General features: G+C 56.4%; 20 protein-coding genes. 17 read left to right on the top strand and 3 right to left on the bottom strand.

Translation table 11 applies throughout. The features are described from left to right. Window positions 1-88 precede the first annotated feature (88 nt). Together prmC and QMG40_RS04225 are read left to right on the top strand one after the other, a co-directional pair. On the top strand, window positions 89-940 hold the full coding sequence (gene prmC, locus QMG40_RS04230) for a peptide chain release factor N(5)-glutamine methyltransferase (protein WP_283528640.1): 852 nt from the start codon (window positions 89-91) through the stop codon (window positions 938-940). Window positions 941-1,012: 72 nt separating this feature from the next. Then, window positions 1,013-1,789, top strand: a complete 777-nt coding sequence (locus tag QMG40_RS04225; protein ID WP_283528220.1) for an L-threonylcarbamoyladenylate synthase — start codon at window positions 1,013-1,015, stop codon at window positions 1,787-1,789. 15 nt (window positions 1,790-1,804) lie between these two features. Here QMG40_RS04225 and QMG40_RS04220 read toward each other — a convergent pair whose 3' ends face one another. Genes QMG40_RS04220 through QMG40_RS04210 form a run of 3 tightly spaced genes read right to left on the bottom strand, consistent with a single transcriptional unit; the run spans window position 1,805 to window position 4,687 of the window. Further along, entirely contained in the window at window positions 1,805-2,818 is a 1,014-nt protein-coding gene (locus QMG40_RS04220) for an NAD-dependent epimerase/dehydratase family protein (RefSeq protein WP_283528218.1), read from the bottom strand. Window position 2,819: 1 nt separating this feature from the next. Further along, window positions 2,820-3,791 carry a glycosyltransferase gene (locus QMG40_RS04215; protein WP_283528216.1) on the bottom strand — a complete coding sequence of 324 codons (972 nt, stop codon included), beginning with the start codon at window positions 3,789-3,791 and terminating at the stop codon, window positions 2,820-2,822. Beyond that, window positions 3,788-4,687, bottom strand: coding sequence for a glycosyltransferase (locus QMG40_RS04210; protein WP_283528637.1), 900 nt, complete (start codon window positions 4,685-4,687; stop codon window positions 3,788-3,790). The genes QMG40_RS04215 and QMG40_RS04210 overlap by 4 nt, the downstream gene beginning before the upstream one ends. A 195-nt stretch (window positions 4,688-4,882) precedes the next feature. Between QMG40_RS04210 and QMG40_RS04205 the strand changes: the two genes are divergently transcribed. The 15 genes from QMG40_RS04205 to QMG40_RS04135 all read left to right on the top strand — a co-directional run bounded on the left by QMG40_RS04205 (window position 4,883) and on the right by QMG40_RS04135 (window position 20,372). After that, complete coding sequence (locus QMG40_RS04205; RefSeq protein WP_283528214.1) at window positions 4,883-6,766, top strand: polysaccharide biosynthesis protein; 1,884 nt, start codon at window positions 4,883-4,885, stop codon at window positions 6,764-6,766. Further along, on the top strand, window positions 6,763-7,830 hold the full coding sequence (locus tag QMG40_RS04200; RefSeq protein WP_283528212.1) for an MraY family glycosyltransferase: 1,068 nt from the start codon (window positions 6,763-6,765) through the stop codon (window positions 7,828-7,830). Before QMG40_RS04205 ends, QMG40_RS04200 begins: the two co-directional genes overlap by 4 nt. A 163-nt stretch (window positions 7,831-7,993) precedes the next feature. After that, window positions 7,994-8,533: a hypothetical protein gene (locus QMG40_RS04195; protein ID WP_283528209.1), complete on the top strand. Its 540-nt coding sequence runs from the start codon at window positions 7,994-7,996 to the stop codon at window positions 8,531-8,533. Further along, complete coding sequence (locus QMG40_RS04190; RefSeq protein WP_283528207.1) at window positions 8,523-8,777, top strand: ABC transporter permease; 255 nt, start codon at window positions 8,523-8,525, stop codon at window positions 8,775-8,777. The genes QMG40_RS04195 and QMG40_RS04190 overlap by 11 nt, the downstream gene beginning before the upstream one ends. 91 nt (window positions 8,778-8,868) lie before the next feature. Then, window positions 8,869-9,681 (top strand): F0F1 ATP synthase subunit A, encoded by an 813-nt coding sequence (gene atpB / locus QMG40_RS04185; RefSeq protein ID WP_283528205.1) that lies wholly within the window; start codon window positions 8,869-8,871, stop codon window positions 9,679-9,681. A 94-nt stretch (window positions 9,682-9,775) separates the two neighbouring features. Then, entirely contained in the window at window positions 9,776-9,985 is a 210-nt protein-coding gene (locus tag QMG40_RS04180) for an ATP synthase F0 subunit C (RefSeq protein ID WP_233911837.1), read from the top strand. Window positions 9,986-10,060: 75 nt separating this feature from the next. Continuing rightward, on the top strand, window positions 10,061-10,612 hold the full coding sequence (locus QMG40_RS04175) for a F0F1 ATP synthase subunit B (RefSeq protein WP_283528200.1): 552 nt from the start codon (window positions 10,061-10,063) through the stop codon (window positions 10,610-10,612). Then, entirely contained in the window at window positions 10,612-11,427 is an 816-nt protein-coding gene (locus QMG40_RS04170; protein WP_283528198.1) for a F0F1 ATP synthase subunit delta, read from the top strand. The genes QMG40_RS04175 and QMG40_RS04170 overlap by 1 nt, the downstream gene beginning before the upstream one ends. Window positions 11,428-11,539: 112 nt before the next feature. After that, the gene (atpA, locus tag QMG40_RS04165) at window positions 11,540-13,177 is read left to right on the top strand and encodes a F0F1 ATP synthase subunit alpha (protein WP_283528195.1); all 1,638 of its coding nucleotides are present in this window, start codon (window positions 11,540-11,542) and stop codon (window positions 13,175-13,177) included. A gap of 70 nt (window positions 13,178-13,247) precedes the next feature. Then, window positions 13,248-14,141: a F0F1 ATP synthase subunit gamma gene (locus tag QMG40_RS04160; protein ID WP_283528193.1), complete on the top strand. Its 894-nt coding sequence runs from the start codon at window positions 13,248-13,250 to the stop codon at window positions 14,139-14,141. Between the two features lie 50 nt (window positions 14,142-14,191). Beyond that, window positions 14,192-15,649, top strand: coding sequence for a F0F1 ATP synthase subunit beta (gene atpD, locus QMG40_RS04155; RefSeq protein WP_283528190.1), 1,458 nt, complete (start codon window positions 14,192-14,194; stop codon window positions 15,647-15,649). 2 nt (window positions 15,650-15,651) lie between these two features. Then, complete coding sequence (locus QMG40_RS04150; protein WP_283528188.1) at window positions 15,652-15,942, top strand: F0F1 ATP synthase subunit epsilon; 291 nt, start codon at window positions 15,652-15,654, stop codon at window positions 15,940-15,942. 10 nt (window positions 15,943-15,952) lie between these two features. Next, entirely contained in the window at window positions 15,953-16,384 is a 432-nt protein-coding gene (locus tag QMG40_RS04145) for a DUF2550 domain-containing protein (RefSeq protein WP_283528186.1), read from the top strand. Window positions 16,385-16,539: 155 nt separating this feature from the next. Beyond that, window positions 16,540-17,847, top strand: a complete 1,308-nt coding sequence (locus tag QMG40_RS04140; protein WP_283528183.1) for an alpha/beta hydrolase — start codon at window positions 16,540-16,542, stop codon at window positions 17,845-17,847. After that, window positions 17,844-20,372 (top strand): bifunctional lysylphosphatidylglycerol flippase/synthetase MprF, encoded by a 2,529-nt coding sequence (locus QMG40_RS04135; protein ID WP_283528181.1) that lies wholly within the window; start codon window positions 17,844-17,846, stop codon window positions 20,370-20,372. Before QMG40_RS04140 ends, QMG40_RS04135 begins: the two co-directional genes overlap by 4 nt. Window positions 20,373-20,424: the final 52 nt, after the last annotated feature.

The following is a 20,424-nucleotide window of genomic DNA, read 5'->3' as shown; positions in this document are numbered from 1 at the left end:
CCTCGGGCCCGGGGCCCTCGGGCGCGGGGGCCCAGGGTCTTCGGAACCGGGCGAACGTGGGCCCACCCACGCCCTCCCTGAAACTCGGTTGGCAGATGCCGTGAACGCGGCAACGCAGATTCTCGGCGCGGCGGGCGTCCCTTCTCCAGCCGTGGACGCGCAACTTCTGGCCGCTCACTTGCTGGGGGTAAGCCGCGGTGAAGTAGCTGCAATGTTATTTGGTACAGCTGTAGTACCTGCTGGTTACGACGCTCTCATTGCTCGCCGTGAAGCGCGGGAACCGTTGCAGCACATCACGGGAGTTGCCTATTTTAGGCACCTGGAGTTGGCGGTGGGGAAGGGTGTTTTTGTGCCCAGGCCTGAAACCGAGTCAGTGGTTCAGCTGGCCATCGACGTTTTAACACACATGTCTCAGGAACGTGCCGACAAGTCTGAACTGCTCGCCGTCGACCTCGGCACAGGTTCGGGGGCAATCGCCGCTGCTATGGCGACTGAGGTAGCCGGTACCCGGGTTTATGCTGTAGAGCTCAGCGATGAGGCTTATCCATGGGCGCAGCGAAATCTTGCTGGCACCGGAGCAGTCCTGATTCGCGGGGATATGCGCGACGCTTTTGTAGAGCTGAACGCCTTAGTGGACGTGGTTGTTTCAAACCCGCCCTACATCCCTGCTGATGCGATCCCGCGGGATATTGAAGTGCGCTTACACGATCCCCATATGGCACTTTATGGTGGAGGAGCCGACGGTATGGAAATTCCCGCGGCAGCCGCCGAAACGGCAGCACGTCTTTTACGTCCGGGAGGATACTTTGTTATGGAGCACGCTGAAGTGCAGGGCGAACAAATCTCCCAGCTGCTAAAGCAAAGCGGACACTGGGAGAATGTTCGTTCCCACCAAGATCTGACCGGGCGGGACAGAGCAACCAGCGGATACCGCTGCTAAATTCCCAAGTACCAATTTGTGATTGGCTGGACGCGTTCAACTCCATGGACGCCGTGATGAAAGAATGAGTCTGTGAGTACCACTTCTTATAACTGCACCAATGAAGCCCAGCGCGCTGAAGGTCTGGCCCATGCGGCGAAGGCAATAGCTGCCAAGCAGGTCATCGTCATGCCCACGGACACCGTCTACGGCATTGCCGCGGATGCTTTCTCGCCACAGGCAGTGGCGACCCTGCTTGCAGCCAAAGGCCGTGGACGGAACATGCCACCGCCTGTGCTTATACCTCGCATCGGCACCATGGACGGTCTGGCCGTTGAAATCTCCGACGATGCACGCAAGCTCGCTGAGAAGTACTGGCCAGGGCCGCTGACCCTGATCTTTCACGCTCAACCAACACTGACTTGGGATCTTGGTGACACAGTGGGAACCGTTGCACTGCGTGTCCCAGATGACCAGCTGGCCCTTGACCTGCTCACCATTACCGGGCCCTTGGCCGTTTCCAGTGCCAATAGGACCGGCCAGCCCGCCGCGCAGACCGGATCTGAGGCGCGTGCGCAGCTTTCTGAAGCCGTTGAGGTGTATTTGGAAGGTGGCTTCCGGCCAGAGGAAGGCACTACTGGGATTCCCTCCACTATTGTCGACGCCACGGGCCTACGCCTGCGAGTGGTCCGTGAGGGTGCCATTTCACTGGCGGAAATCCAGCGTATGATTCCCAGTGCGCTTGGAGCCGAGGCAGAGCCGCAAATGTGGTCTCCGGTAAATCTCACCAAGAGCCAGCCTGCGGAGGCCGCCGAAACCACTGTTCCTGCCGTCGATGAAGTTGAAGAAATCAAGGACCCTGCCGAGTAAACCGGACTGATGGAGCTAAGCCGAGGGGCGAGGTGTCCGGGCTTGCTCAAGCACTGTGCGCACGGACTGTTCGGCACTGAGCCCTACCGTCTCCGCCCAGCCGGGGGCTTGGACTTGGCCAAACCACATCAACTCGACTCTTCTGATGGGGCCGTGTAGGCGTTCCTTGATGAGCCCAGAGGCTAAGTATCCGCAGCGCAAGACCGTATGGCACAGCCATGGGGGCAGGCGTAGGGGACTACGCCCTCCTGCAGCAGCTAAAACGTCCGTGACGGATAAGCCTTCCCACGGTTGCAAGACCAATGGTGGAACAGTCCCTGGGTACTGACCGGCTTCCACCACAAACCATGCGAGGGCGTTGATTGAGCTCACTGGCGTGGGTGCCGTGCCCGGTGCGGCAACGGATGACAGCGGCGAGCTGGCGACCTTCACCAGAGACAATGTTGTGGGGCGGGAGGGCCCTTGCACAGAAGTTGCCCGCACACTCACCCAAGAGGTTTTTCCGGGCCCCGAAGCGCCATCCACGATGGCGGAATCCCTGGCCAACTCCTCCAGTGCTTCTTCTCCGAGCGCCTTCGAGCGCGAATAAGCGGAAAACGGCGCACGGCTGGTGGTTTCATCAATAAATTTCCGGTGTCCCTGCACCGATGCGCTACTGACGTGCACAAAACGCCGTACACCAGCAGTCTTTGCGGCCAGTGCTATGACGGGCGGAAGCAGGGCATTGGCACCTGTCAACGAGGGGGATTCGCTATCCCCTGGCGTGGCCAGCCCGGCGGCATTGACCACCACGTCAACGTTGGCAAATGCGCTGCACAGTAAGCGAAAAGCTGACGCTGACGCAGAATCACAGATGGCATGAGCTTCATCGATAAGGGCTTGAGCCGTTGTGGCTTCACTGGAAAGTCTGGGCGCAGAAAGCGTGTCAACAACCAGACCACGTTCTCGCAGTTGCGCAACAATGGCAGTGCCAACAAAGCCTGAAGAGCCAACGACTAACCAGCGCAACGCGGAGGAATCACCAGACATGCTATTTTTCCTCCGCTAGTGGCGCCATGATTTCAAAATCGGTGTCAGCTAAAATCTTGCGGGATTCACGCCAGCCGGCAAGAAGCTTCCCGCTGCCACGCAGCGTCCTTTCAACCCCCACCAGACGTAACAGTTCTTTGGCAGCGGTCAGGGCTGTGCCCAGTGCGAATCCGACTGGACTGAACTTTCCGTGGGCACGCAAGTACTGCCCTACCAAACCGCGATTGCGCATCACATAATAACGGCTCAGATTAGAGGAGTCATTGAGGTGTCTAATGCCCAAATCAATGGTTCGCTGCGTACGCGCCTTGTGCAGCACAAACTCATTGACATACATAACTGGGCGCTGAAGTGATATTTGCCACCCGTAGATGGTGTCGTCCCAGTTTAAAAAGAACCGTGGATCCGGCAAACCTACGCCTTGAACGGCGTCCGAGTGCAACAGCATTCCCTCGAAGCAACCAACGTTGGTGGCGAATTCGTTGGAGGTTTCAAAAACATCCCCGCGCACCGGCAGCGGAAAACCAAGGAAGGTGCTGAAATTATTTTGCCAGTAAAAAGGTTCCCCTGCGGCATCGTAACGGCGCCCTACAAGCGCATCGTATTTATCCATCCACGGACCAAAAGCGCCGATAGCCCCGGGAACGCACGTGACGTCGTCGTCCATCAGCCACATCCATTGGGCGCCATGGGCCAAAGCCTGCTCCACCCCCGCTGAGAATCCTCCAGCCCCACCAACGTTCTCAGGAAGCTGATGATTGACCAACACAATAGGCGAGGGGAGCCCCGCAAATTCTTCGACGGCGGCGTCAACAACCGAACTGGTCGAGTCGGTGCTGGCATTATTGACAACAATGACGCCATCCGGGGCCGGGGTCAGCTCAGCAATTGAGGCCAAGAGGTCCTTCAAATAGTCAACACGGTTGAAAGTGGTGATGACGATGAAAAAGCGATCTCGCCGGTCAAAACTCAAAACTGTTGATCCTTCATGGGGCCGAAGTGTGGTCCCCGCAGGCCGGCGCCGTAGGTTCGCGCCCATTTGGCCAGACCTTTAAGGTCACCCTTTTTAAGGAAATACAGGGGGTACCCGGCGGCGTCGGCCACCAGGGAGCGCACGCGGCGGTGCTTGCGGCTGAGAAATCCGCGGTTGCGGTAGTAATAAAAGCGCTTGAACGGGGTTTCCGGAACAAGCACATGGAGCCTGTCCCCAAGAACTTCCTGAACCTCGCCCCAGCCCGCCGGATGGGTCAGAGCCACGGAGGTGACAGTGCCAAACTTCACCTTGGCTTGGCGCAGTCGAAGCATGAAGTCAGTTTCATCACCACGGATGAACAGGCGCAGATCCGGAAGCCCAACCTTGAAGAAAACGTCTGTGCGGATCAGAGCGCCGTTAAAGAACTGCCCAACATTGTCAATGAAACCCAAGGGCTCCACCACTGAACGATCGTGGGTTAGATGACCGTCAATACGGAATGGAAAAGATAACTTGGTTGGCTCACCGGGTGCCACGATCAATGGCACAACAACATCCAAATTGCGGCTTTTGGCGGCCTCCAACAGGGTGGCCAGGCAGGCGGGGTCTTCCGGGTGGGCGTCGTCGTCCATGATCCAGACCCAGTCGGCGCCAGAGGCAATGGCGTTTAGGATGGCGAGGGAGAATCCGCCGGCACCGCCCAAGTTCGCCAAAGACCGAACGTAGGTAACAGGCGAGGGTGCTTGTGCCGCAATCGACTCCACCGACTGTGTACCTGAATCGACAAGTGCGATGGCATGTGGGGTGTGGGTTTGAGCTGATAAGGCCCCCAACAACGTTCGCACGTCCTCCGGCCGATCAAAAGTGAGCGCAGCGACGGCTACTGTGTCTATCAAGGGTAGTCCTTTCGGGTGGTGCTCGCGGCGTTGCCCGGCATCCGGCACGGCTAAACCGTGAGTAAGCATCTGGAGGGATTACTATTCTTGTGTAGCTTCTACTTTAGTACAGCCGCCGACCGGTGGACTATTGCGCCGTGAACAACAGCTCCATAGCAATCACCACCTTGGCAGAATACGGATATAAGAATCACGTTGAATACCTCAAGCACCCAGCCAAACGCAAAAGTCGCTGTCACTTCCACCGACGGCGAACGTAAACCGAGGCTGTGGCTTTGGTCGCAAGGAATTCTTGATTCGTTGTGTTGGGCGATCGCCTTGATGCTAGCCGTATTGCTGCGTTACGAGCTGGACGTCAACCTTATTAACTTCCCCGGCATGGCGTTGCTGATTGCTATAGCCGTTGCCACTCAGCTGATTGCCGGCTGGTACATGGCCTTGTACCGCGGCCGCCATGTGTTCGGCAGTATTCATGAGGCCCGCGTGCTGATTGCTGTGACATTAATAGTCGGCGTCGTGACAAGTATTTTATTGTCAGTTTTCATCAATGAGCTCCATATTGCCCGTTCGGTGGCAGTTATTGCGTTCCCCTTCGCCGCGCTTTCCATGGCGGCTGTGCGTTATGCAAAGCGACTCTACGTTGAAGGCAAACCAATTTTTGGGGAAGAAGCCCAAAAAACTTTGATCTATGGTGCCGGTTTTCTTGGTAATTCACTTGTCACCCGTATGGTTCAGGACCCTGAATCGCCTTACGTCCCCGTTGGACTAATTGATGATGACGCCTCTAAAAAGCATCTGCGTCTGAGCTCGGTTGGCGTCCTCGGCGGTGGAGACGACCTCCCTGAGATCATCAAACGCACCCGATCAACTGTTGTGGTCCTTGCAGTTGCCCACATCAGCGCAAAGCGGATCCGCGAAATCTCCGACAGTGTCTCAGGTCTTGGCGTGAAAGTCCTTGTGCTGCCGCCGCTGCAGGAGATGCTAAGTCCGGATACCAACCGGGACAGCAAAGGTGGCCTCACAGATTTCCGAGAGATTGACGTTGCTGACCTTATTGGCCGCACCCCTGTAGAAACACAAGTGGAACAGATCGCCGGCTATGTCAGAGGAAAACGTGTTCTGGTGACCGGTGCCGGAGGCTCGATTGGTTCCGAGTTGTGCCGCCAGTTACACAACTTTGACCCTGCGGAACTGATCATGCTTGACCGTGATGAATCCGGATTGCAGCATACTCAGCTCTCTATTGAAGGCCACGGCCTGCTGGATGATAAGAATATTGTGTTGGCAGACATCCGGGATGCGGACTTCTTGAATGACATCTTCGCCAGACGCCGTCCAGAAGTAGTGTTCCATGCGGCCGCGCTCAAGCATGCACCACTGCTACAGATGTACCCCGAAGAGGGTTGGAAAACTAACGTCATTGGTTCCTTGAACGTGCTTCAAGCTGCTCGCAGTGTGGACGTGGAAACCTTTGTGAACGTTTCCACCGATAAGGCGGCTAGTCCCACAACGGCGTTGGGCCACTCGAAACGGGCCGCCGAAAAGCTCACATCGTGGATGGCGGGGGAGACGGGCATGCGCTACGTGTCAGTCCGGTTTGGCAACGTCATAGGCAGCCGAGGCTCCATGCTTCCCTTATTCACCGACCAGATCAATAACGGCGGTCCCGTCACTGTCACGCACCCCGATGTGACCCGTTTTTTTATGACCATTCCGGAGGCTTGCCAACTTGTCATTCAGGCAGGAGCGATCGGCCACGGTGGGGACGTTCTGATCTTGGACATGGGGGAGCCAGTGCGCATCATGGACGTGGCAGAACGCATGATTGCCATGTCAGGACGCGATATCAAGATCAAGATCACTGGCCTGCGCCCTTCAGAGAAGCTGCACGAACAGCTGACAGGAGATGACGAGGTTAAGGACCCCGATGGGCACGCCAAAATTTCGCACACGCATGCTCGACCGCTCAGCCCGGAGAGTCTCGATCTTGCCCTATGGTTGCAGCGCTGCCGTGACGAGGCCGGGGCGCAGGCCCCCAGCATTGATGAGTCCGACGGCGACGTTGCGGCGGGTGCATGATGGAATTGTGGGCTCAAATCACTGTCGGCGCTCTTGCGCTTGTTCTGGCACTTCTGCTTCCGCTGGTAGCCCGGCCATTGTTGGCGCGGGCCGGGGTACTTGATGTTCCCAATGCCCGCTCCTCCCACACAATGCCGACAATCCGGGGTATGGGTATTACCACCGCCGTAGCCCTGTCTGTGGCGATCATTGTGGCGGTCTTTTTGCCCCAGACCGGTGCAACCAACCAGGGTGCGGCGACATTGTTGGTGATATTCGCCGTCGTGCTCGCTGCCTCAACAATCGGCTGGTTAGAAGACATCCGTGGTCTGTCTGTGAAGGTTCGGGCGGGTCTTCAGCTGTCAGTGGGCGGATTGGCCACAGCTGCCGTAGCGCTAATCGATCCGGGTCAGCAGCAGTTGTGGTTGATTCCTGCAGGGGCAATAGCGGTTGCCGCCTACGTCAACGTCACCAACTTTATGGATGGAATTAACGGAATTTCCGGGACACATGGCTTGCTCGTGGGAGGGTTTTACGCTTATGCCGGGCTTACTACGGCTCACGCCTGGCTGGTTTATGTTGGCATTGCCATCGCCATGTCGTTTGCGGGGTTCCTGCCCTGGAACCTGAGCCGCAACAAAGTTTTTCTTGGGGATGTTGGAAGTTACCTGCTCGGCGCGTCAATTGCTGTTACTGCCATGTGCGCATTTTTGGTGGGAGTGCCGGTTGAGTACATCTTCTCGCCAGTTCTGATCTACCTCACTGACACCTTTGTAACATTCTTGCGCCGGCTCCTTGCCGGTGAGCGTTGGTACGTTGCCCACCGCCAGCATGTCTACCAGCGCCTAACAATTGTTGGGCTCAGCCACGTACAGGCAACTGCTGTTGTTTCTCTCGCCACCATTCTTGTGAGCCTGCTCGGTGTTACAGCAGCCCAAGGCGGGGAGGTAGCTCAGATTCTCGCCACAGCCGCCGGTTTTATTGTTGTTCTGGCGTATCTGCGCACGCCAACCTTCTTTCAGAAGCTCTTGAGTAAGCGCGAGCAAAAGACTGGGTTCATCCACGGGACAGATGAAAATCTGTAGGACTAAACTCGGGGCATGGGACCTGTCGATGTTATGCGTCAACTTCAAGTTCTATCTCGTGTAGAATTCCCTGTGGTGACATTCACCTGGTCTACCCGGCCAAACTGTTTAACCTCTTGTGTGCCGCTGGAATACGGCAGGCCGCCCCAATGATGGAGATCTCATGAAGGACAAAAGTGCCCGCAACGGTGCTGTGAGGGCTCCGTTGACGGCGTCGGGTCCATCTGCGAGTCCCAGCTGGAACATTTTAAAAAAGTGCGTCTTCGTTGACGGCATTGCTGTTGTCATCATGGTGGTTTTAGCATTCATTCTTACCGACCCATACGGCGTGCTTAGCGTGTTGTTTGGTTCATTTCTTGTGATTGCTTTCTTCGGCTTAAGTCAGCTTGTTGGGCACCTCTTCAGCAAAAGGATGCCGGAAGCGGTGATGGGTATCTTTGTGATGACCTATTTCGTCAAGGTGGTTGGATTTGCCGCCGTGCTATTTGCTCTTGGCACCCCCACATGGCTGAACAAACCTTGGTTTGCTGGCGCAGCGGTGGTTTGTGTCCTACTGTGGCAGGCCACAGAGGTCATTATTTTCAGCAAACAGCGCTTCCTGATCTTTGGCGCTCCGGAGCAGAAAGTTACGCCAGCGGAATTTCCCCCGGAAGTGGCTTCATCACTCGAGGGCGACACAAAGGACGCAACGCATGACAAATAAGTTACCGGATGGACAGGAACCACAGCATGTTGTGGTTCCACCCCAGTCCAATACGGGAAAGCTGGACTACACCTACATTATTGGCGGAATCCTGCTCTGGGGTTTGATAGGGTGGGGACTGGACTTTTTGTTGGACACTGCTTGGATTTTGTTCGCTGCCATCCCCATCGGGGCTGTCTGCGGATATTACCTAGCCCGGCATCATCAAAGGCATGGTCGCCAAGATGATGGCAAGCAGCAATGAAGCCCACCATCAGACTTTTTCACGGTGCTGACCATCTTTTGATGGACCACCACACTTGCCCTATGACCGAAACTGCAGAGAGGACAGCGCGTTGACCGCGTTTGCGCTTCCGATGGCCTCGAATGACGGTGGTTTTATCCCACCGACGATTAGCGACACCCACCTCCCAGACATCCTTCCCTGGATGGCCGAATATGGCACCGGGATTGGCAAGCAGATGATCTTGGTCGTCTTGTCGGTGGTTTTGATCGCAGTGTTCTTTAAGGTCGCGATCCGAAACCCGAAACTGGTTCCGGGCCGAGTCCAATTCTTCGCCGAAGGCTTCTACAGCTTCGCGCGCAATACAGTTGGCCGCGACATCATGGGTGAGAAAAACTTCCGCCCCTGGGTACCGCTGCTATTCTCCGTGTTCTTGTTTGTGCTGCTGAATAACATCTTCGGCGCCATTCCATTCTTGCAACTGCCCTCCTTCTCCCATGCCGGCAGTGCTTACGCAATTGCCCTGATCATCTACTTCACGTGGATTGGTGTTGGAGTGCAGAAGAACGGTATCCGATTCTTCAAGCTGGCAGTTGTTCCGTCCGGGGTTCCCGGCTGGATTCTGCCGTTGCTGGTGCCGCTGGAAATCATTTCCAACTTCATTGTTCGTCCCCTGACGCACTCCTTGCGTTTGATGGCAACAATGCTCGCTGGGCACATGATTGTGATTCTTGCCGGTAGCGGCGCACAGTACTTGATCATGGAACAAGACAACATCTTGCTCAACGCCACCGGCGTTGCAGTGATCGCTGGTTCTGTGGCCATGTATGGCCTGGAACTGTTGATTATGGTTCTGCAAGCATTCGTCTTTACCTTGCTGACAGCGATCTATATCCAGGGCAGCCTGGAAGCTGACACACACTAAACGTTTTCCCCAGCAACAACCAAAGCTTTTCCCGAAATCAAGAATCACCTCCCAAACTGCCGGCACAACGTCGGTATCTTGAAAGGAACAAATAATGCACGGCTCCCTTAATATGATTGGTTACGGCCTAGCGGCTATCGGCTCGGCTATTGGCGTGGGCATGATCTTCGCTGCCTACATCAACGGTGTAGCCCGCCAGCCGGAAGCTCAGCGCATCCTGCAGCCCATCGCCCTGCTTGGCTTCGCCCTTGCAGAAGCATTGGCTATCCTTGGTCTGGTCTTCGCCTTCGTCGTTGGCGTCTAGTTCAAAGACTTTTTGTCCTTTCTTTCCAGGACTGAAATTTTCATGGACGTATATCAGATAAAGGATAAGTGAGAAATGGTTACCGCAGCAGTAATCCTCGCTAGTGAGGGTGCTAACCCGCTCCTGCCAAACTGGTGGGAAGTTCTAGTCACGGCTGTAGCCTTCGCTGTCCTGCTCTTTGTGGTGAAGAAATTCATTGCACCCAGCTTCGAGAAGTCATACACGGATCGTGTAGAGGCCATTGAAGGTGGGATCGAGAAGGCAGAAGAGGCTCAGGCTGAAGCTAACGCCCTCTTGGAGCAGTACAAAGCTCAGCTGATGGATGCTCGTACGGAAGCCAATGGCATCCGTGAGACCGCCCGTTCAGAAGGCGCCCAGATTTTGGCAGACCTGAAGGCGAAAGCTGCAGAGGAATCTGCACGCATCACCGCCCAGGCTCAAGTTCAGATCGAAGCCGAGCGCGTTGCCGCAGTGAACTCCCTCCGCAATGAGGTTGGCACATTGGCTACATCGCTTGCCAGCAAAATCGTTGGGGAAGCCCTTAACGATGATGCGCGTTCCAACCGTGTGGTTGAGCGCTTCCTGGCCGATCTGGAAAATCAGTCGAACGCGGGTGCATCGAAGTAATGGCAGGTGTATCAAGCAAGTCATTGGCAGCGGCTTTGGAGTCGTTGGAACCTAAGCTCGCCACTGCGTCGATCGTGTTGGCTCAGGATCTCTTTTCAATATTGGAGCTTCTGGACAGCAACGCCGGCCTGCGTCGCGCTTTGACCGATCCCACTCGAAAGAGTGCGGACAAAGCAGTTTTGGCCACCAAGCTCATTGCGGGCAAAGTCAGTGCAGAGGCACAGGTTGTGTTTCTGGAACTGGTTGCCGCGCGGTGGAGCACTGCACGTGACCTGGGCGATGCACTGGAAGTCTTGGCTGCAACATCGGCGATCGCGGTTGCCGAAGGTCAAGGTGGCGGTTCTGCCAACCTGGACAGGCTTGAAGAGGAACTCTTCTCGTTTATCCGAGTTGTTGAATCCAGTCATGAACTGCAGCGTGCCTTTGACGATGCACAGGCCTCGAACTCTGCCAAGGGCGTTTTGGCGCACAAGGTTGTTCCTGGGGCCAGCGACGTCTCCACGCTGTTGATCCACCAGGCCGCAACTTCCCCTCGGGGGCTCAAGTCAACGGCCTTGGTGCAACGTTTCGTGGAATTGGTTGCCAAACGCCAGCAACGCTGGATTGCCTACGTCAGTGTCACCCGTGACCTGAGCGCAGAGCAGTTGAGCCGTTTGCAGGCCGGATTGAACAATCTCTACGGTCGCGATTTGAAGATCAATGTCAATATTGACCCGACGTTGGTCGGCGGAATCAAGGTTGTTGTGGGGGACGAGGTTGTTGACGCAACCTCAGCCACGCGACTGGCTGATCTTCGCCGCCGGTTGGCAGTCTAAGTAACTTACGTTTCTTAGCTGCCAGTCCACAACAGACTGAATCAAACATTTAGGCTACCGCAGCAACTATTTACGCGGCGGTATCCACAACTTAGGAGAGCAGGGACTGCAGATGGCCGACTTGACCATCAATGCCGACGACGTCCGCAATGCCTTGAATGAGTTCGCAGCGTCCTATGAACCGGGCAACGCGGAACGCGTCGAGGTTGGCCGGGTCACCACGGCAAGTGACGGCATTGCCAAGGTAGAGGGTCTTCCCTCTGTCATGGCCAACGAGCTGCTTCGATTCGAAGACGGCACACTGGGCTTGGCCCAGAACTTGGACACTCGCGAGATTGGTGTGGTTGTTCTTGGCGACTTCACTGGCATCGCCGAGGGCCAGCAAGTCCACCGCACAGGGGAGATTCTCTCCGTACCGGTTGGCGATAACTTCCTAGGCCGCGTCGTTGATCCCTTGGGTCAGCCGATTGATGACCTGGGCGAGATCGAATCCGAAGGCCGTCGAGCTCTGGAACTTCAGGCACCCGGCGTTACCGAGCGCAAGTCGGTTCACGAGCCGCTGCAGACCGGTATGAAGGCCATCGACGCCATGATTCCGATCGGCCGTGGCCAGCGTCAGCTGATCATTGGTGACCGCCAGACGGGTAAGACCGCACTGGCCGTTGACGCCATCATCAACCAGAAGGCCAACTGGGCTTCAGGGGACGTGAAGAAGCAGGTTCGTTGCGTTTACGTAGCGATCGGGCAGAAAGCATCGACGATCGCAGCAGTTCGCCAGACCTTGGCCGATCACGGAGCTCTCGAGTACACCACCATCGTGGCTTCTCCGGCTTCTGACCCGGCTGGTTTCAAGTACTTGGCACCGTACGCCGGTTCGGCCATTGGCCAGCACTGGATGTACAGCGGCAAGCACGTTCTGATCGTGTTTGATGACTTGTCCAAGCAGGCGGAAGCTTACCGCGCAGTCTCACTGCTGCTGCGTCGCCCGCCGGGCCGCGAGGCTTACCCCGGTGACGTGTTCTACTTGCACTCCCGCCTTCTGGAACGTTGTGCCAAGCTCTCTGACGAGCTCGGCGCAGGTTCAATGACCGGTCTGCCGATCATTGAAACCAAGGCGAATGACGTTTCGGCGTACATTCCCACCAACGTTATCTCCATTACCGATGGTCAGATCTTCTTGCAGTCAGACCTCTTCAACGCCAACCAGCGTCCCGCTGTTGACGTGGGTGTATCTGTATCGCGTGTTGGTGGCGCGGCACAGGTAAAGGCCATGAAGAAGGTTGCCGGTACTTTGAAGCTGGAACTGGCTCAGTACCGTGACATGCAGGCGTTCGCCATGTTCGCCTCCGATTTGGATGCCGCTACAAAGCAGCAGCTGACTCGCGGAGCGCGTTTGATGGAACTGCTCAAACAGGGACAATACGCACCGTTCCCGGTTGAGAACCAGGTCGTCTCGATCTGGATGGGCACCAATGGCTACTTGGACACGGTCCCGGTGGAGGATGTTCTCCGCTTTGAAACCGAGTTCCTCGAGCACCTGCGTCACAACACGTCGATTCTGACCACGTTGGCTGAAACCAACCTGCTGGAACCTTCGACCGTAGATGCGCTCAAGTCCAATATTGACGCCTTCAAGAAGGGCTTCTTCGGGCAGGGTGACGACCAGTTGGTTGGCGCCGGCCATGAGGAGTTCGGTGCTCTTGCCGCCGAGGACGTTGACCAGGAAAAGATCGTCAAGCAGAAACGCTGACACCATCCCTGACTAGGGCTGCTGGCACCTTGGTGCCAGCAGCCCAAACAAGGATAAGGAAAGGACAAACATGGGAGCCCAGATACGGGTTTACCGCCAGAAGATCGCTTCGACCACGTCGATGCAAAAGATCTTCAAGGCGATGGAACTTATCGCTGCGTCCCGCATTGGAAAGGCACGTGTACGTGTCACGGCTTCATTGCCGTACTCCAATGCGATTACCCGTGCCGTTTCTGCCGTTGCGTCCCAATCCGAGGTCGACCACCCGCTAACCACCGAGCCCAAAGAGATTCGTCGGGCCGCGGTATTGGTGATGACTTCTGATCGTGGTCTTGCCGGTTCCTACTCCGCCAGCGTTTTGAAGCAGGCAGAGCACCTAATCGAGTTGTTGCACGGAGAAGGCAAGGACGTCTCGACCTATTTGGTCGGCCGCAAGGCTCAGGCGTACTTTGACTTCCGTGGCCGCGACTACGCCAAGGTGTGGACCGGTGGAACTGATGCACCGGATTTTGAAACTGCACGTGAACTACGCGTGGCCTTGCTAGAGGACTTTGCAACAGATTTTGAAGAAGGTGGCGTCGATGAGATCCATGTCGTTTACACCGCATTCAAATCAATGGTTGTTCAGGAACCGACAGTAATTCGATTGCTACCGCTGGAAATTGTTGAGGAAGAAGTTGAATCTTCATCCGAGTTACTTCCGCTGTATGAGTTCGAACCGCAGCCGGAAGACGTCCTTGACGCCTTGTTGCCACGGTACATTGAGTCACGAATCTTCGCGGCACTTTTGCAGGCGGCAGCTTCCGAGCTTGCCGCACGCCAGCGGGCGATGAAGTCCGCCGGTGATAACGCCAGCGACCTCATCAAGAAGTACACGCGACTTCGTAACAACGCCCGACAGGCTGAAATTACGCAGGAACTCTCCGAGATTGTTGCTGGCGCTGACGCGCTCAACGCCTCCTAGTAGCCCGAAACATACTTATTCAATGCATCCACACAAGTGAAGTGAGAGAGATGACTGCCCAACTTAACGAGCAGGGAACCGCTGCGAAGGCCGGTGCCACAGGCCGCATCGCGCGCGTCATCGGCCCGGTTGTCGACGTCGAATTCCCGGCAGACGGCATTCCCGCCATTTACAACGCGCTGACCACTGAGATCACTCTCAATGGTCAGACCAAAACCATCACCTTCGAAACCAGCCAGCACCTTGGCGACGGTCTCGTGCGTGCCATTTCCTTGCAGGCCACCGACGGACTTGTCCGTGGGACCAGCGTGCAGGACTTGGGTGCCCCCATCACCGTGCCTGTTGGCGACGGCGTCAAGGGTCACATCTTCAACGTTCTGGGCGAACCCCTGGACGTGCATGAGTCTGAGCTGAACATCTCCGAGCGGTGGCCTATCCACCGCAAGCCCCCGGCTTTTGCCAGCCTCGAGGGTTCCACGGAAATGCTTGAGACTGGTATCAAGTCCATTGACTTGCTCACCCCGTACATCAAGGGTGGAAAGATCGGATTGTTCGGTGGTGCCGGTGTCGGTAAGACCGTTTTGATCCAGGAAATGATCACCCGTGTTGCACGTAACTTCGGTGGGACCTCGGTATTTGCCGGTGTTGGTGAGCGAACACGAGAAGGTAACGACCTTTGGGTTGAAATGGAAGAAGCCGGAGTTCTTAAGGACACTGCGCTAGTCTTCGGCCAGATGGATGAGCCGCCGGGAACGCGTCTGCGCGTAGCTCTGTCAGCTCTTACCATGGCTGAGTACTTCCGCGATGTGCAGAACCAGGACGTGTTGCTCTTCATCGACAACATCTTCCGTTTCACACAGGCCGGTTCAGAGGTTTCCACACTGCTGGGGCGCATGCCTTCTGCTGTTGGTTACCAGCCAAACCTGGCCGATGAGATGGGCCTCCTGCAGGAGCGCATCACCTCGACCAAGGGCCACTCGATCACGTCCATGCAGGCAGTTTATGTCCCTGCTGATGACTACACCGACCCGGCTCCCGCGGCGACCTTCGCCCACCTGGATGCAACCACGGAACTTTCCCGTGAAATTGCTTCTCGTGGACTGTACCCGGCCATTGATCCGTTGACCTCCACATCACGTATCCTTGACCCGCAGTACGTCGGTCACGCACACTACAACACTGCGGTGCGCGTCAAGCAGATCCTACAGAAGAACAAGGAACTCCAGGACATCATTGCGATCCTTGGAATTGACGAGCTCGGCGAAGAGGACAAGATCGTTGTATCGCGTGCTCGACGCATCCAGCAGTTCCTCTCGCAGAACACCTACACCGCCAAGCAGTTCACCGGCGTTGACGGCTCAACGGTTTCCATCGCTGACACCATTGAGGGCTTCACTGCCATCTGCGACGGCGACGTGGACCACATCGCTGAGCAGGCGTTCTTCAACATCGGCGGCATGGATGATGTTGAGCGTCAGTGGGCCGCAATCCAGGAATCGACTAAGTAAACATGGCTAACCTCGAAGTTGAAATCGTAGCGGCCGACCACGCTGTGTTCTCGGGTGCGGCGACCCTGGTCAAGGGTTTTACCAGCGAGGGCGAGATCGGCATTTTGCCCGGTCACACCCCTTTGCTCGCGGTTTTGGCGCCGGGCTTGCTGGAGATCGCACCCGTGGAAGGCCCCCGCTTCTTCGTTGAAGTGGACGGCGGATTCTTCTCGGTTGATGAGAACCGGGTCGTGATTGTGGCCGACAATGCGCAGTTGAAAGACAGCGCAACTTCTGGCTCTGGTATTCGCTAGCTATCCATTGATGAACGAACTTGGTATTCCGTTCATCATACTGGCTGGAGCATTCCTGCTAGTTGTTCTAATGCTGTGCCTGTTCGGGGTGCGCCGCCTCATGTTGCGGCGTGCCCTGGGCACAGTAGACGCCTCCATTTCCACTGCGAGTAATCGCTGGGCGATGGGGGTTTGTCGTTATCAGGAGTCGGTCCTTGAGTGGGTCCGGCTCCTTTCGTTAAGCCCTATACCTGCCCGAACCATGCAACGCAGCAAGATTGTGTTGATTGGGCGCCGCGAGCCCAGCGAGAGTGAACTAACGCGTGTGCCTCCCGAAGTTGTCATCGTGGTGCTTTCTTATGAGGGAAAAGAAGTGCTGTTAGCGATGAAATTCGGCGCCTACGCCGGCTTATCTTCCTGGCTTGAGGCTGGTCCGCACACTGGCGTGGGCACATGGCGATAACGCTCAGCTGATTGCCAGCAAATGCCGTTAGCATCACTTTGCTGCCGCTTTCTTTCGGCAGATATCCCTCCTAAAAGTGCGGCAACGAAGTGAACTGGATCCAAAACCTTAGCCTGATCAATGGCCCCCTGCCCAGCATTTTTGGGATAATGTGTGTGGCTTCTTTAGTCTTCCTGCTCCTAAGACGTTCCGTTCGCTGGTGGCTGTTTGCGGTGGCATCTGCCATTGGCGCTTTCCTCATCAGTACGCTCGCCTGCTGGGCCGTGATCCACGCCTTTTACTGGTGGCCGGAGGACTTGCCCTCGGCCGTTGTTAACACTGTTGCGTTGATGATCTGGGCCGTGGCATTGGGGAGTGCGACGGCGTTCGGTGGCCTGCGTCGTCGTCGGAGAGGACAGAAATCCGCCGCCCGTGACGCTTCCACCGCACCAGTTTCCCGTCAGCGGATCTCGCCCTGGCGTCGAGGGGTGGCCATTCTTGCCACTGTGGTTGTCCTTGCCTCTAGCGGCCTACAGGTCAATGCCATCTTTGGCCAGTACCCTACAGTTGGCAGACTATTGGGTGTTCATACGCAGTTATCGGCGGCACCTGCGCCTGCTTTGCAACATATTCTCAGTTCGCGTTTTATGGACAACGCGGTGTTCCAGCGGTGGAGGGCTCCTGCAGGGTTGGCAACTTCAGGGACTGTGCTTTCAGCAGCTATTCCCGGCACCATCTCCGGTTTCAAGGCTCGCAACGCTCTTGTGTATCTGCCGCCGGCTTACGCATCCGCGAACAGGCCTGTTCTGCCAGTGCTGGTTCTTGTCAGCGGGCAGCCGGGATCGCCGGAATCGTGGCTGCAGTCCTCCGAGCTAATTCGTGAGCTGGACGTCTATGCCATGGCACATGAAGGATTGACTCCCTTGGTGGTGATCCCTGACCCCAATGGCGGGGAACAGGCAAACACCATGTGTATGGATTCAACACTTGGCCAAGCCGATACTTACATGTTCAAAGATGTCCCTGAGTGGATTAAGACCCATCTGGATGCCGACACCAACCCTGCCCATTGGGCTGTGGGGGGTTTCTCTTTCGGTGGCACGTGTGCCATGCAGATGGTGACCCGGCATCCGGATATTTTCCGTTCTTTCATGGCCTTCTCCCCAGAACGTGAGCCCGCTCTGGCCGTGAACCGTTCGGTGACAATCAACCGTGCCTTTCATGGTGACACTGCGGCTTTTGATGCTTTGGTGCCGCTGACCCTGCTCTCTATAAAAAAGTATCCAGAGATTGCCGGCTGGTTTGCTTCTGGAAGCCAGGATGCTGTGTATTCTGCGAATGTGTTGGTACTTCTAAACGCCACCCGCAAAGCAGGGATGCGAACTGACAGTGCGCTCTTTCCTGGTGGGCACTCATGGACTGTGGTCAACGAGGGCTTACCTGAGGGACTGGCGTTTATTTTTGAAAGAATGGGCCTGCCGTGACCATTCGGGACCCATCGAGTGCTAGCAGCACCGCCGCTGCTGTGGCCCCGGGAGCCATCGCCTCTCTAGCCAGAGCAACGGCGACCTGGATCGGAGGCACGCCCTTTAGCTCAGGTTTAATCGTTGCAGTAGTGTTTGCCCACTTCGTTTCAGGTGCATTCCTGCACCGTCTGCCCAGCCCTGTGGCCGGTACCTGGGGTTACCAGTCCGCTGATCTTTTCAGCAGCCACTGGTGGAACATGTTCACTACCTTGTTTCTTAGCTCCAGCACGGCCGCGATGCTCCTTAGCGTGGCTGTTCTAGGCACGGTCTTGGGACTGGCAGAAGCTACCTTAGGCACCCTGCGCACAGCAGTGCTGTTCAGCGCAACGCAAATTGCCGCCGTCGTGCTCTATACACTCATTATTGCGCTGGGCAGCATGGATGCGGTGGACCTGCCTGCAGGGATGGAACAAGCAACACTCTTGGGGCCGTTTGCAGCCTCAGCAGGGACCCTGATGGCAGCCAGCCAGGCCATCAGTCTGCTGTGGAGACGCCGTGTGCGAGTACTAACTGTGGCAACGGCGCTGATGCTCAGTGTGTATGTGGGCCATGCCCAGCACGTATATATTTTACTTGCATCCTTGACTGGGCTTGCTCTGGGGCTGCTGTTTGTCAAGGCAACAAGTCACGGATTCGCCAGACGATCAACAAGCCAAGAAGTGCGAACAATCTTGGCAATGGTGGTTGCGGTGTTCGCAATCGGTCCCATCGCGGCTGCTGTGGCGCATGTAGCCGTGGGGCCTCTCGCTGTGATGCGCACCTGGATCACCAATCAGGATCCTACGCTGGCACAATGGCAAGGCAGCTGCCATGTAGCCGATGCTGCCTGCCATGGGATGGTTCGTAACATGGGTCTGCTGGGATCCGGTGGCCATATTCTGGCGTTGATGCCGATGCTGTTGTTGCTTGTGTGTGCCGAAGGCCTGCGACGCGGGAACCGTTTGGCATTATGGGCAGCAGTGTATCTGCACCTGGTAATTGGACTAGTCTCAGCCATCTATTTCCAGGTCTTTGCCGGGCTAGGCCTGCCGTTGCGGCGCGGGCACCGCAGCCTGAGCATCAATGAATCGGTGTGGGAGCTCTTGCCGGTGGTGCTGGTGCCGGTGCTTATAGCCCTAGCCTTGGTAGTTTTCCGAAGGTATTTCCGGGTGGATCCCGATCCTGCACTGCGCAGACGGTCATTGATTTTCCTGCCCCTGCTGCTGCTAGCCGTGATTGTGCTCTACAGCGTTGCGTGGTTGGCCGAAGGAAATCTGGACAACCGTATGGGGATTGCGGCCTTGGTGGCTGGGATTCCGCGCATAATACTGCCCTATCCGTTTCCTTTTAGCTACGCGGCCAACGTTTATCCGCATGGATTCTTCTCTGAGCTTCTATTCAGTTTTGGTGGGCCAGTGCTGTGGCTGCTGAGCGCTGTGAGCATCTTTGTTTTGTTTCTTAGCCGGCGCTTGCGCAGCGGTGCTGATGATGCTCAGCGCGCGCAGGAGCTTGTGCGCAGGGGAGGAGATTCGCTGTCTTGGATGACGCTGTGGCCGAACAATCAATATTGGTTCAATGACGCAGGGACAGCCTGTGTGGCTTACCAGCCGCACAGTGGCGTCGCCGTTACAGTGGGCGGGCCAGTGGGAGCCGCCGATCAGTATTCAGAGGCAGTGGATGATTTCATTGAATTTTGTGCCGAGGAGTCACTGACACCCTGCTTTTATTCGGTGACGGGCGCGGCCGTTGAACTGCTGGGTCAGCGCGGATTCCGGCGGATTCAGGTGGCTGCCGAGACACTTCTTGATGTGCGGAGTATGGACTTCAAAGGCAAAGATTGGCAAAACGTCCGCACCGCCTTGAATAAAGCAACAAAGCTGGGCGTCACGGCACAATGGTGTAACTATGCAGAGCTCTCCACGGGACAACGTACCCAGGTCCATGAAATCTCGGAGGACTGGGTCAGCGGCCAAGCCCTGCCAGAACTTGGCTTCACTTTGGGCGGACTTGAAGAACTGAAGAATGAAAACGTCCAGCTTTGTCTTGCCATCGATGACTCAGGACGGATCCATGCCGTGACGAGCTGGCTCCCTGTGTTTGATCAGGGAGAAGTTGTGAGCTGGACCCTTGATTTCATGCGTCGGAATTCCGGAGCTTTCAACGGCGTGATGGAATATCTGATTGCCCAAGCTGTGCGTCATTTTGCCGCGACCGTGGAGTATATTTCGCTCTCTGGCTCGCCGCTGGCAAGCAACGTGGCGGGCGAAGGGGAAGAAAACGGCAATTTGGCCCGGATACTGGCTCTGCTTGCCCGCACTTTGGAACCTGTCTACGGTTTTTCTTCACTGGCAAACTTCAAGCAGCGCTTCAAACCACGCCACAGACCCCTGTACTTGATGTATCAGGACCCGTTGTCACTGCCGAGCATTGGCCGGGCTGTGGGGGAGGCCTATATGCCCAATATGTCTGTGCGGTCGTTGGCAAAGTTGCTGCGGAAGTCATAATCCTCCACGGGCGTCCCGATCTTGCGCGCCCCGAACCCGCCAGTTGCCACAT

It is taken from the genome of Arthrobacter antibioticus (assembly GCF_030063205.1).
In the GTDB taxonomy this organism is placed as follows: domain Bacteria; phylum Actinomycetota; class Actinomycetes; order Actinomycetales; family Micrococcaceae; genus Specibacter.
The sequence above is the reverse complement of the archived record's forward strand: the minus strand, read 5'-3'. Positions and strand labels throughout refer to the sequence as shown.

What these genes read in the sequence shown, in the direction of transcription:
- QMG40_RS04175 (WP_283528200.1), top strand. Translation starts at nt 10,061, where the DNA reads ATGGTTACCGCAGCAGTAATCCTCGCTAGTGAGGGTGCTAACCCGCTC.
- QMG40_RS04160 (WP_283528193.1), top strand. Translation starts at nt 13,248, where the DNA reads ATGGGAGCCCAGATACGGGTTTACCGCCAGAAGATCGCTTCGACCACG.
- QMG40_RS04195 (WP_283528209.1), top strand. Translation starts at nt 7,994, where the DNA reads ATGAAGGACAAAAGTGCCCGCAACGGTGCTGTGAGGGCTCCGTTGACG.
- QMG40_RS04145 (WP_283528186.1), top strand. Translation starts at nt 15,953, where the DNA reads ATGAACGAACTTGGTATTCCGTTCATCATACTGGCTGGAGCATTCCTG.
- QMG40_RS04190 (WP_283528207.1), top strand. Translation starts at nt 8,523, where the DNA reads ATGACAAATAAGTTACCGGATGGACAGGAACCACAGCATGTTGTGGTT.
- QMG40_RS04220 (WP_283528218.1), bottom strand. Translation starts at nt 2,818, where the DNA reads ATGTCTGGTGATTCCTCCGCGTTGCGCTGGTTAGTCGTTGGCTCTTCA.
- atpD (WP_283528190.1), top strand. Translation starts at nt 14,192, where the DNA reads ATGACTGCCCAACTTAACGAGCAGGGAACCGCTGCGAAGGCCGGTGCC.
- atpA (WP_283528195.1), top strand. Translation starts at nt 11,540, where the DNA reads ATGGCCGACTTGACCATCAATGCCGACGACGTCCGCAATGCCTTGAAT.
- QMG40_RS04170 (WP_283528198.1), top strand. Translation starts at nt 10,612, where the DNA reads ATGGCAGGTGTATCAAGCAAGTCATTGGCAGCGGCTTTGGAGTCGTTG.
- QMG40_RS04200 (WP_283528212.1), top strand. Translation starts at nt 6,763, where the DNA reads ATGATGGAATTGTGGGCTCAAATCACTGTCGGCGCTCTTGCGCTTGTT.
- QMG40_RS04150 (WP_283528188.1), top strand. Translation starts at nt 15,652, where the DNA reads ATGGCTAACCTCGAAGTTGAAATCGTAGCGGCCGACCACGCTGTGTTC.
- QMG40_RS04180 (WP_233911837.1), top strand. Translation starts at nt 9,776, where the DNA reads ATGCACGGCTCCCTTAATATGATTGGTTACGGCCTAGCGGCTATCGGC.